The sequence below is a fragment of the Oceanimonas pelagia genome, from assembly GCF_030849025.1.
Classification (GTDB): Bacteria; Pseudomonadota; Gammaproteobacteria; order Enterobacterales; family Aeromonadaceae; genus Oceanimonas; species Oceanimonas pelagia.
Map to the genome: position 1 here is coordinate 272,145 of NZ_CP118224.1, position 12,974 is coordinate 285,118.

General features: G+C 64.5%; 13 protein-coding genes. 7 read left to right on the top strand and 6 right to left on the bottom strand.

The window, feature by feature from the left end; all coding sequences use genetic code 11:
• Nucleotides 1-31: 31 nt before the first annotated feature.
• A complete protein-coding gene (gene lpxL / locus PU634_RS01295; RefSeq protein WP_306762280.1) occupies nucleotides 32-955 on the bottom strand; it encodes an LpxL/LpxP family Kdo(2)-lipid IV(A) lauroyl/palmitoleoyl acyltransferase in 924 nt (307 codons plus the stop codon).
• A 130-nt stretch (nucleotides 956-1,085) separates the two neighbouring features.
• On the opposite strand from lpxL, the gene hldE reads away from it, so the two are divergent.
• The gene (gene hldE, locus PU634_RS01300) at nucleotides 1,086-2,510 is read left to right on the top strand and encodes a bifunctional D-glycero-beta-D-manno-heptose-7-phosphate kinase/D-glycero-beta-D-manno-heptose 1-phosphate adenylyltransferase HldE (protein ID WP_306762281.1); all 1,425 of its coding nucleotides are present in this window, start codon (nucleotides 1,086-1,088) and stop codon (nucleotides 2,508-2,510) included.
• A gap of 60 nt (nucleotides 2,511-2,570) precedes the next feature.
• Here the strand turns inward: hldE and PU634_RS01305 are convergent, their stop codons facing one another.
• Genes PU634_RS01305 through PU634_RS01315 form a run of 3 tightly spaced genes read right to left on the bottom strand, consistent with a single transcriptional unit; the run spans nucleotide 2,571 to nucleotide 5,679 of the window.
• Nucleotides 2,571-3,605, bottom strand: coding sequence for an ABC transporter substrate-binding protein (locus PU634_RS01305; RefSeq protein WP_306762282.1), 1,035 nt, complete (start codon nucleotides 3,603-3,605; stop codon nucleotides 2,571-2,573).
• Nucleotides 3,602-5,002: a sensor histidine kinase gene (locus PU634_RS01310; protein WP_306762283.1), complete on the bottom strand. Its 1,401-nt coding sequence runs from the start codon at nucleotides 5,000-5,002 to the stop codon at nucleotides 3,602-3,604. The genes PU634_RS01305 and PU634_RS01310 overlap by 4 nt, the downstream gene beginning before the upstream one ends.
• Nucleotides 4,999-5,679, bottom strand: coding sequence for a response regulator transcription factor (locus PU634_RS01315; protein WP_306762284.1), 681 nt, complete (start codon nucleotides 5,677-5,679; stop codon nucleotides 4,999-5,001). Before PU634_RS01315 ends, PU634_RS01310 begins: the two co-directional genes overlap by 4 nt.
• A gap of 156 nt (nucleotides 5,680-5,835) precedes the next feature.
• On the opposite strand from PU634_RS01315, the gene PU634_RS01320 reads away from it, so the two are divergent.
• Genes PU634_RS01320 through PU634_RS01335 form a run of 4 tightly spaced genes read left to right on the top strand, consistent with a single transcriptional unit; the run spans nucleotide 5,836 to nucleotide 9,806 of the window.
• The gene (locus PU634_RS01320) at nucleotides 5,836-6,822 is read left to right on the top strand and encodes a Bug family tripartite tricarboxylate transporter substrate binding protein (protein WP_306762285.1); all 987 of its coding nucleotides are present in this window, start codon (nucleotides 5,836-5,838) and stop codon (nucleotides 6,820-6,822) included.
• A gap of 11 nt (nucleotides 6,823-6,833) precedes the next feature.
• Nucleotides 6,834-7,268: a tripartite tricarboxylate transporter TctB family protein gene (locus PU634_RS01325; RefSeq protein ID WP_306762286.1), complete on the top strand. Its 435-nt coding sequence runs from the start codon at nucleotides 6,834-6,836 to the stop codon at nucleotides 7,266-7,268.
• Nucleotides 7,269-7,272: 4 nt separating this feature from the next.
• Complete coding sequence (locus PU634_RS01330) at nucleotides 7,273-8,787, top strand: tripartite tricarboxylate transporter permease (protein WP_306762287.1); 1,515 nt, start codon at nucleotides 7,273-7,275, stop codon at nucleotides 8,785-8,787.
• Nucleotides 8,784-9,806: an AbrB family transcriptional regulator gene (locus PU634_RS01335; protein ID WP_306762288.1), complete on the top strand. Its 1,023-nt coding sequence runs from the start codon at nucleotides 8,784-8,786 to the stop codon at nucleotides 9,804-9,806. Before PU634_RS01330 ends, PU634_RS01335 begins: the two co-directional genes overlap by 4 nt.
• 6 nt (nucleotides 9,807-9,812) lie before the next feature.
• Here PU634_RS01335 and bamJ read toward each other — a convergent pair whose 3' ends face one another.
• Both bamJ and tolC read right to left on the bottom strand, forming a co-directional pair.
• A complete protein-coding gene (gene bamJ, locus PU634_RS01340) occupies nucleotides 9,813-10,286 on the bottom strand; it encodes a BamJ family beta-barrel-assembly machinery protein (RefSeq protein ID WP_306762289.1) in 474 nt (157 codons plus the stop codon).
• 69 nt (nucleotides 10,287-10,355) lie between these two features.
• Nucleotides 10,356-11,657, bottom strand: coding sequence for an outer membrane channel protein TolC (tolC, locus tag PU634_RS01345; RefSeq protein ID WP_306762290.1), 1,302 nt, complete (start codon nucleotides 11,655-11,657; stop codon nucleotides 10,356-10,358).
• A 225-nt stretch (nucleotides 11,658-11,882) separates the two neighbouring features.
• Between tolC and nudF the strand changes: the two genes are divergently transcribed.
• Nucleotides 11,883-12,500, top strand: coding sequence for an ADP-ribose diphosphatase (nudF, locus tag PU634_RS01350; protein WP_306762291.1), 618 nt, complete (start codon nucleotides 11,883-11,885; stop codon nucleotides 12,498-12,500).
• 101 nt (nucleotides 12,501-12,601) lie between these two features.
• Entirely contained in the window at nucleotides 12,602-12,970 is a 369-nt protein-coding gene (locus PU634_RS01355) for a DUF1249 domain-containing protein (RefSeq protein WP_371319631.1), read from the top strand.
• Nucleotides 12,971-12,974: the final 4 nt, after the last annotated feature.

A 12,974-nucleotide genomic window follows, 5' to 3' on the forward strand; every position in this document is an offset into this window, starting at 1 on the left:
CCTCACCCCTCACGCCTGACCCCTCACGACATCAGTACCGGTACGCCACGCCTTCCGGGGTGGTCTTGAACCGGCGATGCAGCCACATGTACTGCTCCGGGGCGCGGCGAATGGCGGCCTCAATCACCTTGTTGCCGGTGATGGCATCGGTTTCGTCGTCGCCCACCGGAAAGTTCTCCAGCGGGGCCTGGATCACCAGCCGGTAGCCGTTTTTTTCCCGCAGGGTAAAGCAGGGCAGGGTGACGGTGTTTTTCACCCGCGCCAGGGTGGCGGTGCCGGTAATGGTGGCGGCCTTGTCGACGGCGAAAAAGGGCACGAACACGCTGGCGTGGCGGCCGTAGTCGTGATCCGGGGCGTACCAGAGCGCATCGCCGGCGCGCAGCGCCCTGAGCATGCCCTTGATGTCGAGCCGGTCCACCAGGTACTTGTTGGAGCGGCAGCGGCCGTGCACCTGGGCGTATTCCAGCACCGGGTTGGTATTGGGCCGGTAGACCCCCACGCCGGGACGATAGAGGCCAAACTGGCGGGCGTTGAGCTCCAGGGTGAGAAAATGCGCCGACAGCAGCAGCATGCCCTGGCCGCTTTCCACGGCGGCGTCCACATGCTCGGTGCCGTCCAGGGTGGTCAGGGCGCGCATGCGCCAGTGGGGCCAGAACCAGGCCATGCCGGTCTCGAAAATGGCGCAGCCCACGCTTTCAAAGTTGGCCTGCAGCATCCGCTCGCGCTCGGCTTTTTCACGTTCCGGCAAGGCCAGCTCCAGGTTGCGCCGGGCTACCTTCACCCGGGACTTGAGCACCGTCATCGACAGTCGCCCCAGCCCCCGACCCAGTGCCATCTGGGCGCGCCAGGGCAGCAGGGTCACCAGCAGCCAGAGCACACTCAGCCCCAGCCAGGCGGGCCAGAAGCGCGGGTGCAGCAGGGCTGCGCGAAAAGGGGGAAGCCGGTGGTCTTGCATGGAACGACGCCAGTTTAAGGTGAATGGCCGGATTCTAAATAACTCCGGCGGCAATGACCACCCGTGCGCACTCAAGCCGTTCAGGCTGTGATATTATTCGGCCTTTCCATGTGTCAAAGAGTCGGAACCTATGAAGATCAAGCTGCCGGAATTTGATGGCGCCAGGGTGCTGGTGGTCGGGGACGTGATGCTGGACCGTTACTGGTCGGGCCCAACCGGACGCATCTCGCCCGAGGCCCCGGTGCCTGTGGTCAAGGTTGAGCACAATGAAGAACGTCCGGGAGGCGCCGCCAACGTGGCGCTGAACGCCGCCGCCCTGGGGGCCGGCGCTCATCTGCTGGGGCTGACCGGCAACGACGAGGCCGCCAACGCCCTGCAGGAACGCATGCAGGCGGTGGGGGTGGAATGTGATTTCGTGCGTCACGCCACCCATCCCACCATCACCAAGCTCAGGGTGATGAGCCGCAACCAGCAGCTGCTGCGCCTCGACTTTGAAAACGGCTTTGACGCCGACGATGCCGCCCCGCTGACCGAACGCATGCACGCTGCTCTGAGCGGGGCCGGCGTGGTGGTGCTGTCCGACTACGCCAAGGGAGCGCTGGCCCGGGTGCAGGAGCTGATTCGGGCCGCCAATCAGGCCGGGGTGCCGGTACTGGTGGATCCCAAGGGCACCGAGTTTGAAAAATACCGCGGCGCCACCCTGCTCACTCCCAACATGAGCGAGTTTGAGGCCGTGGTGGGCAAGGTGAAGGACGAGCAGGAGCTGGTTGCCCGGGGCCGGGAGCTGGTGGAGCGCTTTGAGCTGCAGGCGCTGCTGGTGACCCGCTCCGAGCACGGCATGACCCTGATCCGCCGGGAAGAAGACGAGCTGCACCTGCCGGCCCGGGCCCACGAGGTGTATGACGTCACCGGCGCCGGTGACACGGTGATCGCCACCCTGGCCACCAGCCTAGCCGCCGGGCTGGCACTGGAAGAAGCCTGCGCCCTGGCCAATGTGGCCGCCGGCATCGTGGTCGGCAAGCTGGGTACCTCCACCGTGTCCGCCATCGAGCTGGCCAACGAGCTCTATGGCGGCCCCGAGTCGGGCATGGGCGTGGTCAGCGAGCAGCAGCTGAAGTTTGTGGTGGAAGCGGCCCGCCGCCGGGGCGAGAAAATCGTGATGACCAACGGCTGCTTCGACATTCTCCATGCGGGCCATGTGTCCTACCTGAACAACGCCCGCAAGCTCGGCGACCGGCTGATCGTGGCGGTGAACACCGACGAGTCGGTACGGGCGCTGAAGGGCGAAGGCCGGCCGGTGAATACCGTGGATCGCCGCATGGCGGTGCTGGCGGCGCTGGGCGCGGTGGACTGGGTGGTGCCATTCAGTGAAGACACGCCCCAGCGGCTGATCGCCGGGGTGCTGCCCGACATTCTGGTCAAGGGCGGCGATTACCAGCCGGAGGAGATCGCCGGTTACGCGGAAGTGACCGCCAACGGCGGCGAGGTGAAAGTGCTCAACTTTGAGGACGGCTGCTCCACCACCGCCATTATCGAGGCCATTCGCACCCGCTGAGGGCGTTCCTCGCTCTGCCTTTAATGCCGGCCCCGGGGCCGGCATTGTTTTGCCCGCCGTTCAGGGCGCCAGCGAGCCGGTCCAGGTACGTATAAAACCCTGCTTGTCGAGGGGATCCAGCGCCGGCAGCAGCGCCGGGGTGAGGGGAATGGGCGTTACCGGCCCTTCGGGGGTAACGGTCAGCCCGGCGTCGGGGGTCAGCAGCGGCAGCAAGCCGCCCTCGGCCAGCGCGGCCTGGCCGGCGGGGGAGAGCATAAAGTCGAGCAGCTCCCCCGCCAGCCTGGCGTGCCGGGCATAGCGCGGGATCAGCGCCACGCGCATCAGTATCAGGCTGTAATCCCGCGGAGCCACCGCCACCAGTTGCGGATGCCTGGCCACGGCGGCGGCCACGTAGGAGCCGAGCAGGTTGTAGCCCAGCACGGCCTGGCCGCTGGCGAGCTCGGTGAGCATTTGGTTGCTGCTTTCACTCAGGCGTACCGACAGACCGCCAAAGGCTTCCAGCAGCCGGCCGTAGCTTTCACCCTGCAGACTGTCCTGGGTGGCCAGCAGGTAGCCCACCCCGCTCTGGGTAATGTCGTAGGTGCGAAGGCGGCCGCGAAAGCGCTCCGGATCCCGGCGCAGCAGCGTCAGCAGCTCCTGGCGGCTGCGGGGCAGGGCATGCTCGCCCAGCCGTTCCCGGTTGAAGACCATTACCACCGGCTCCACGGTAATGGCGAACAGCTCGTGGCGCCAGTGCACGCCGGCGGGCAGCGCAAGGGTTCGCTCGGAGCGCCAGGGCTGGGCATGGCCGTCGTTAACCAGTTTCAGTTGCAGATCCATGGCCGAGCTCAGCAGCAGATCCGCCGGCGACGCGGCGCCTTCTTCCAGAAAGCGCTGGTACAGCTGCTGGGAGTTGGCGTCCACAAAGCGAATGGCCACCTGGGGCCGGTGTTGCTGAAAGGCCCGCAGCAGCGGGGCCATGTGGGCGTAGTCGGTGGCGCTGTAGATCACCAGTTGCTGCTGCGGCTGTTCATGCGCCGGCAACAGCACCGTTTCTTCCGCCCGCACCGCCAGCACCCAGAGCAGGGCCAGGCAAGCGCAGCACCACTTTTTCATGTGGCCTCCGTGGCAAACTGAATTTCCACCACCAGGCCGTGGGGCACATTGTCGCTCAGGCGAATGCGGCCATGATGGTGTTCGGCCACATCCCGGGCGATGGCCATGCCCATGCCGCTGCCGTGATGGCGACTGGCGGGGCCCCGGTAAAAGCGTTCAAATACCCTGGCTTTTTCCTCGTCGGGAATGCCGGGGCCCGTATCCCGAATGCAAATGCCGCCGTGCCCGGTCACGCTGATTTCCACCTGTCCGCCCGCCGGACTGTGGGCCACGGCGTTGTCGATCAGGTTGTTAAGCATCTGGGTGAGGGCAAAGGCATCCCCCTGAATATGCTGTTCCTTGGGCGCCGGTTCAAAGGCCAGCGCGACCCCCCGGTGCAGGGCCTGCACCGCCAGCTCCATGCAGATCTGCCGTACTAGGGCGTTGAGCGCCACCGGCTCCGGCTCACGGCTGTGAAAGCGGTGATCGAGCATGGCCTGATTGAGCAGGTGGCGCACCGTCAGCGACAACTGATCGCACTGCTCCATCAGCCGGGCCAGCAACTGCTGCCGGCGGGTTTCATCGGTTTCGTCCCGTGCGTTTTCGCACAGGGCGCGCAGGCTGGCCAGGGGCGTGCGCAACTGGTGGGCGGCCACCGAGGTATAGGACTCCACCCGCTCCAGCAGTGTCCGCTGGCGGGCGATAAAGTCGTTGATGGTGTCGAGCAGGGGCAGGGTTTCTTTCGGCACCGGCAGCGCCAGGGGGGTCAGATCCCGGGGCGAGCGCCGGGACAGTGCCCGGGCCAGCTGGCGAAACGGACTAAAGGCGTAATAAATGCCCAGCCACAGCAGCCCCAGCGCCACCGCCAGCACCGCCAGCATCAGTTCCAGCGCCGGATGCAGCATGGCCTCGGCCATGGCGTTGCGGGCCTGGCGGGTCTGGGCCAGTTCAAACACGATCTCGTCCTGGGGCAGGCGCTCGGTGTTGAGCCGCACCAGCCGGGCCACCCGCACCGGCTCGCCCCGGTAGGTGAGGTTGAAAAAGTCCGGCCGGGCTTGGGTGAGCGCCCGGCCCGAGGCCGAGCGGGGCGGCGGCGCGGGCAGATCCGGGTAGCCGGTGAGCACCTCGCCATTCACGCTGATGCGGTAAAACACCCGATCGTGCCGGGCCTGGGCCAGGGTGGCAAAGGCGGCCACCGGCAGGTCCACGGCGAAGCCCCGGCTGGTGCGGCGCACCGACTGGCTCAGTTGCAGCACGGCACTGCCCAGCATCATGTCGTAACTGCGATCGGCGGTACGGCGGGCATAATTGTGCATCAGCACCAGTGCCAGCAGTGCCAGGGCCGCCAGCACGGCGCCGCTGAGGGCCAGCAATCGCCGGCGCAGGGCCGGATGATGCAGGCCGTCGGCTCTGGTCACGCTTTTTCCTCAAGCTTCACATGGGCCACATAACCCAGGCCGCGCAGGGTCTGAATGTGCACCGAGCTGCCCGCCAGTTTCTTGCGCAGCCGGGCCACATAGAGCTCGATGGCGTTGGCGGAGGGGGTTTCGTCGGCGTTGAACAGCTTGTCGGTGAGCTCTTCCTTGCTCATTACCCGCTCCAGCGCGCCGAGAAAAATCTCCAGCAGCCGGAATTCCCGGTTCACCAGCACGCAGGGTTGCCCCGCAATGGTGACCGTCTTGGCGGTGCGGTTGAACACCAGGTTGCCGTGTTCGCTCACGTCCGAGGCATAGCCCTGGCGGCGGCGCAGCAGAGCGCGCACCCGGGCTTCCAGCTCGCCAAAGTCAAAGGGCTTGGCCAGGTAGTCGTCGGCGCCGGAATCCAGCAACTTGATGCGATCGTCAACGCCGTCCCGGGCGGTGAGAATCAGCACCGGCGTGGTGTTCCTGCGCTGGCGCAGCTCCGCCAGCAGGGCGTCGCCATTCAGCCCGGGCAGGTTGAGATCGAGAATGATCAGGTCCACCTGCTGATGGCGCAGCCAGTCGGCAGCCTGGCGGCCGTTGCCAATCAGATCGGTGCCGTGGCCCAGCTTCTGCAGCCGCTCGGCAATGGCCTCGCCCAGCACCACAGTGTCTTCGATCACAAGAATGCGCATTGTGTGAGCTCAACTCCTTCATGACAGCCTGGTGACAGCTTGCGCCGTTAGCATAGGCAATTGTAAACCCCTTGTTAACAACATTGATGTGAACGCAAGGGGCTGGCTTCAAGTGGCCGAGAGTGTGCCATGGAACCTCAAACAAGGAGAACTGTTATGAAGCTGCATTCCCTGACCCAGGCCCTGCTGGGCGCCGGCCTGCTGATGATGACCGGTGCCGCCAGCGCCAATTTTACCCCCGACAAGCCCGAGTGCATCGCTCCGGCCAAGCCGGGTGGCGGCTTTGACCTGACCTGCCGCATTTTGACCGGCGGTCTGGACAAGTCCGGCCTGCTGGAGGAGCCGATGCGGGTCACCTTTATGCCCGGTGGTGTGGGTGCCGTGGCCTATACCCACATGAACAGCAATCGCCGTGAAGACAACAATGCCGTGGTGGCGTTCAGCTCCGGCTCGTCCCTCAACCTGGCGCTGCACAAGTTCGGCCGGGATCTGGATGTGGACGATGCCCGCTGGGTGGGGGCCATCGGTACCGACTACGGCGCCATTATCGTCAAGGCCGACGCGCCCTGGCAGAGCCTGGAAGAGCTGGCCGCAGATCTCAAGGCCAACCCCAACAAGCTGGTGTTTGGCGCCGGTGGCACAGTCGGCAGTCAGGACTGGATGAAGGCGGCCTTCCTCTATCGCAGCCTGGGGCTGGATCCGCGCACCATGCGCTATGTGGCCTACGAGGGCGGCGGTGATGCCATGGCGGCGGTGCTGGGCAACCACATTCAGGTGTATCCGGGTGACATGTCCGAGATCAAGGGCCAGCTGGACGCCGGCATAGTGCGGGTGCTGGCGGTGATGGCACCGGAGCGGCTGGACGGCGATTTTGCCGGCATTCCCACCGCCCGTGAACAGGGTTTTGACATGGAGTGGCCCATCATGCGCGGCTTCTACATGGCACCCGACGTGTCCGACGAGGCCTACGACTACTGGGTGCAGCAGTTCAACAAGCTGTACCAGACCGAGGAATTTGCTCAGGTGCGCGACCATCAGGGGCTGTTTCCGCTGTCCGTGGCCGGTGCCGAGTATGAAGCCTACGTAAAGGCGGAAATCGAGAAGTTCCAGGCCCTGTCCCGTGAGATGGGCCTGCTCAGATAAGAGGTAGCGTCATGGCGGATCGTTGTTTTTCGCTGGCGCTGATGGTGCTGGCGGTGGCCCTGGGGGCCGCCGCCTGGCAACTGGACGTGCCCTTTCAGTATGAGCCGGTCGGACCCAAGGCCATACCCCTGATCCTGGCGGTGCTGTTATTGGCCACCGCGCTGTGGCTGGCCATTCGGCCCGACCGGCTGAAAGAGGCCTATGGCCGCGGCCTGTTTGTACGCCATCTGGTGGTGGTGCTGTGCCTGCTGGCCTATGCCTGGAGTTTTGAATTGCTGGGGTTTGTGCTGTCCACCTGGCTGGTCGGCACCCTGTTTGCCCGCCTGTTCGGGCTGGACTGGGGCCGGGCCCTGGTTTACGCCGCGGCCCTGGGCGGCGTGGGGCACCTGGTGATGAGCTGGCTGCTGGAGCTGAATGTGCCGGTGGGCACTGTGTTTGGAGGTTAATCTCATGGATGTGTTGTCTACCCTGGCCAGCGGCTTTGCCGTGGCCCTGACGCCCATGAACCTGGGGCTGGTGCTGGCCGGCTGCTTCTTTGGCACCCTGATGGGCGCTCTGCCGGGCATCGGGCCCATCAACGGCATCGCCATTCTGCTGCCCCTGGCCTATTCCATCGGCCTGGAGCCGGCGTCGGCCATTATTCTGCTGGCCGGTGTCTACTACGGTGCCGAATACGGCGGCCGCATTTCCAGCATTCTGCTGAACGTGCCCGGCGATGCCGGTGCCATCATGACCACCCTGGACGGCCATCCCATGGCCAAGCGGGGCGAGGGCGGCCGGGCGCTGGCGCTGTCGGCGGTATCCTCCTTTGCCGGCTCCATGGGCGCGCTGATCCTGCTGGTGATCTTTACCCCGCTGCTGACCCGGCTGGCGGTGACCTTTGGCCCGGCGGAGTTTGTGGCGCTGATGGTGTTTGCGCTGTGCTGCCTGGCGTCCATGGTGGGCTCGCGCCCGGTGAAAACCGTGATCGGCGCCCTGATCGGCCTGGCCATGGCCACGGTCGGCGTGGACTCCGGCACCGGCGTGCTGCGCTTTACCTTTGGCATTACCAGCCTGTTTGACGGCATCGATTTTCTGGTGGTGGTGATCGGCATGTTTGCCATCAGCGAAATTCTGCTGCTGGTGGAGCATCACTACGGCGGTGGTGGCCGGCTGGAAAAGGTCAGCAAGTCCTTCGTCAGGGCGGCGGATCTGGTGCAGGTGCGCTGGACCGTGCTGCGCTCCACCCTGGTGGGCTTTGTGATCGGCGTGCTGCCGGGCACCGGCGCCTCCGTGGCCAGCGCCGTGGCCTACGGCACCGAAAAGCGTCTGGCCGGTGAGCACAACGAGTTCGGTAACGGCGACGTGCGCGGCCTGGCGGCCCCCGAGGCGGCCAACAACTCGGCGGCGGTGGGCTCCATGGTGCCCATGCTGACCCTGGGCATTCCCGGATCCGGCACCACCGCCATTCTGCTCGGCGCCCTGCTGCTGTTTGATGTGACCCCGGGTCCGTTGCTGTTCAGTCAGAAGCCGGACATTGCCTGGGGTCTGATCGCCTCCATGTTCGTGGGTAACATTGCGCTGCTGGTGATGAACCTGCCCCTGGTCGGCATTTTCGTACGCATGCTGAGCGTGCGTCAGGCCTACCTGGTGCCGGTGATCGTGATGCTGACCTTTGTGGGCATCTACTCCATTCACGGCGCCAGCTTTGATCTGTTCTTCATGATCCTGCTGGGTGTGTTTGGGTTCCTGCTGCGCAAGCTGGGCTTTTCGCTGGCGCCGGTGATCCTGGGCCTGGTGCTGGGTGAGGTGCTGGAAGACAACCTGCGCCGGGCCCTGTCCATCAGTGCCGGTGACTGGAGCATACTGTTCAACAACGGCGTGACCCTGACCCTGTGGGGCCTGAGCGCGCTGGTGCTGGTGCTGCCGCTGGTGATGAAACGTCGCCGCGCGCTGCGCCGCCGGCAGGCGGCCGCCGAAGCATGATGATCTGGCTGCGTACCGGTGTGCTGGGCGCGGCAGGAGGCGGGCTGGCCCACTGGGCCGGCTTTCCTTCCGACTGGCTGCTGGGCGCCATGCTGGCGGTCACGGTGGCCGTGCTGCTGGGCCTGAAAGTGGCACTGCCCCGGCGGCTGTTGCCGCCGATACAGGCCTGTCTGGGCGTGGCCGTGGGGCTGCGGCTGGATGTGCACCTGCCCGGCCCCGCCTCGCTGTTGGTCAGCGTGGCGGGGCTTTTGCTGTGTCTGGCCACCCAGATACCCCTTGGCCAATACCTGCTGCACCGGCTCGGCTGGTCCCGGCAGGAAGCGGCCATGGGCGCGTCACCGGGAGCGCTGTCGGTGATGGCGGCGCTGGCCACGCAGCTGGACAATCCCATTCGCGTGATCCTGTCGCAAACGGTGCGGGTCATTGCCCTGGTGGCCACGGTCAGCACCGCCATGGTGCTGGAATGGGTGCCGCTGGCGGCCACGCCCGCCAGCCAGACCCTGTCGGCCGTGGCCAGCCTGGTGCTGGTGGCCACGGCCTGGGGAAGTGGCGAGCTGCTGGCCCGGCTCAGGGTGCCCGCCAGCCATATTCTCTCCGGGGTGTTTGTGGCCGGCGCCTGCGCCGCCTGGCTGGGTGAGCCGGCGCTGCCGGTGGACGGACTGATCCCGGTGAGCATGGTGCTGCTGGGCGCGCTGGTGGGCAGCCGGTTGCGACCGCTGCCGGCGCGGGAAATGGCCGCCCTGCTGGTGGCAGGGCTGCTGGTGAGTCTGTCGAGCTCGCTGGTATCCTTGCTGTGGGCGGGGCTGGTGGGCTGGTGGCTGGGTCTGCCGGTGTTTCAGGTGTGGCTGGCCTATGCCCCGGGAGCGGTGGAAGCCATGATCTACCTGGCCCTGGTCACCGGGCTGGAGCCGTCCTGGGTGATTTTTCACCATGTGCTGCGCATTGTGTTGCTGGGCGTGACCGCCGGCTGGTTGATGCGCCGGGCCGGCGTTGATGCTCCCGAAACGAAAACGGGCTGAGGGTGATCAGTTGATCCTGAACAGCTCCACCTCAAAGATCAGCACGGATCCCGGCGGGATTTTGCCCACGGCGCGGTTGCCGTAGGCCAGCCTGGCGGGAATGAAGAAGCGGGTCTTCTCGCCTTCCACCATCAGCTGCAGGCCCTCGGTCCAGCCCTTGATCACCTGATTGAGGCCAAACTGTATGGTCTCACCCCGCTCTACCGAGCTGTCGAACACGCTGCCGTCGAGCAGGGTGCCATGGTAGTGCACCGTGACCTTGTCGCTGGCCTTGGGGTGTACCGTGCCGGTGCCTGCTTTCAGCACCTGATACTGCAGACCGGACTCTGTGGTCTGCACCCCTTCCTTTTGCTGGTTGTCGGCCAGAAAGGCCTCCCCGGCCCGAATGTTTTCGGCCGCCGCCTGCTTGTTGCCCTGGGAGCGGTAAATAAACAGCACCACCAGTGCCACCAGAATGATACCCAGAATGATTTTAACCACGCGAATTCCTCATTTTCCCGGTAAATACAAGGGAAGGCACATGCCTTCCCCTACGTCTTGCGTCTCACGTTACCGCTGCAGACCGTTATTGATATCGATCAGGTCCTGCTCGGTCAGGTTACCGGCGGCCTGCTTCAGTTGCAGCTGGCTGACGATGTAGTCGTAACGGGCAGAAGACAGTTGTTGCCGGGCATTATAGAGCTGGCGGGTAGCGTTGAGCACATCCACTATGGTACGGGTGCCCACCTCGTAACCGGCCTCGGTGGCGCTGAGGGCACTTTCGGCCGAGATGACCAGCTGTTCAAAAGCACGAATGGAGCCCAGTGCCGCGGTCACGTCGTTATAGGAGGAATACACATTGCTCTGCACCGCGCGAAAGCTCTTTTCCAGCAGCTCACTTTCCGCCACATAGTTGTATTGCGCCTGGCTCACTTGCGAGCGGGTGGCGCCGCCGGAATAGAGCGGCAATTTAAAGGAAACGCCTATGCTGCCTTCGTTCAGGGTACCGTCATTCGGGCTGTCGTTCTTGAAGTCGCTGTGGGTGCTGTTGAGCCCGGCGTTCAGATCCAGGGTGGGCAGGTGGCCGGCCCGGGCCAGATCGATCTGCTCACTGGCGATGTCCTTGGCAATGCGCTGGCCGTGCAGGGCCAGGTTTTGCTCCAGGGCGATCTCCAGCCAGCCATCGGCACGCATGGCCGGCGCCTGGGGGCTGAAGGTCTCGGTATTGAGCGGCGCCAGCCGGTCGTAGTGCATGCCGGTGAGCTCGCGCAGGGCTTCCTTGCTGTTGTCGAGGGCGTTGCGGGCCAGAATTTCGTCTGCCAGCGCCTGGTCGTACTGGGCCTGGGCCTCGTGCACGTCGGTCATGGCGCTTAAGCCCACTTCAAAGCGCTGTTTGGTTTGCTCCAGCTGGCGGCTCACCGCCTCCTTGTTGGCCTGCACAAAGCTCAGGGCGTCTTCGGCGTTGAGCACGTTGAAATAGGCCTGGGTGGCGCGCACGATCAGGGCCTGCTGTTCCTGCTTGTAGCCGACTTCGCGCTGGGCGGCCTGCTTTTCGGTGATGTCGAGGCTGACCCAGCTCGACTTGCGGTACAGCGCCTGGCTCAGGTTGACACCGGCGGTGCTGGTGGAACCGGTACGCAAATCGTTCTGGCCGGTCTGGGCATAATTCAGACCGGCACTCAGGTCTACCTGGGGCAGCAGGGAAGCGCGGGATTCGTTGATTTTTTCAAAGGCGGCGTCGCGCCGGGCCTTGGCTTCCCGTACCTGAGGGTCGTTCTGGGTGGCCTGCTGATAGATTTCCAGCAGGTTTTCGGCCTGGGCCTGGCCCGCCGCGCACAGCAGCACCAGGGTCGACAACAGTGTTTTTTTCATGGGTTGGCCTTGTATAACGGATGATGCCATGATCGCCGTGCCCAAGCAGGCAGTCGGTTTTCGTCTGTTCAGTATAACGGTAACATAAGCCGTGTTTGCCGGGGCCGGCGGCGGTGTGAGTGAACCGGCGCGGCCATGGCAAGTTAGTGCAAGAGAATGAACGTTCATTCATTCGAGGGTTTTCAGTCTAGATTTTGTCGCCGGAATGTCAAGCAAGGAGCCGACATGCGCAACAAAAATGATGCCCGTTTCGGGCGCCAGGACATGCAGGTGGTGGCCGAGGAAACCGGATACCAGGGTTTTTTCCGGCTGCTGAAGGTGCGCCTGCGCCATCGGCTGTTTGCCGGCGGCTGGGGGCCGGTGCTGACCCGGGAGTTGTTTGACCGGGGCCACGCGGCGGCGGTGCTGCCCTACGATCCGGTGCGCGATGAGGTGGTGCTGGTGGAGCAGTTTCGCGTGGGTGCCATTCATCACCACGACTCTCCCTGGTTGCTGGAAATTGTGGCCGGCATCGTCGAGCCCGGTGAATCGGAAGAGGCGGTGGTGCGCCGGGAAGCGCAAGAAGAAGCCGGACTTACCCTGGGACGGCTGACCCGGGCGCTGGGTTATTTTTCCAGCCCGGGCGGTTGCAGCGAACGCATTACCGTGTTTGTGGGCGAGGTGGATGCGACCCAGGCTGCAACTCATGCGGGGCTGAGTGAAGAAGGAGAAGACATTCGCGTGCACCGGCTGCCCAGAGAGCAGGCGATGCAATGGCTGGCGGATGGTAGAATAGATAACGCCGCCAGCGTGATCGCCCTGCAATGGCTGGCATTGCATCGTGAGACCGGACTCTGGACATAGCCCGGCCCGTACAAGACGAGGAGACACACTTGGTTTTCACTACCACCCGCAAGCATGTGCCGGATCTCAAGGGGTTGCAGCGTACCTGCGACACCAACTACATGGCGCTGATGAAACTGCTGCCCAGCGAGGCGCGGGTGGGAGAGAGCCTGTCGGTGGGCATCAGCGAGCGGGTGCTGTTTGTGCTCAGGGTACTGGAAACGGCGCCCTATACCTGGCATGTGTCCATTGAGCAGTGCACTCCCGGCCTGCCGGTGTTTATGCGCATGAAGGTGCGGGTGCGGCTCTATCACGATGTACGAATGGCTGAAGTGTGTGCAAGCCAGCAGATTTCCACCCTGCAGCCAAGTTATGATTACCCCAATAAAAACATGCATCACCGTAACGAAAAGGAACAGGTCAACTTCTTTCTTGCCGAATGGCTGAGATGTTGCCTGCAACACGGATTCAGCACGGTTAAACAGCTTTGAGCGA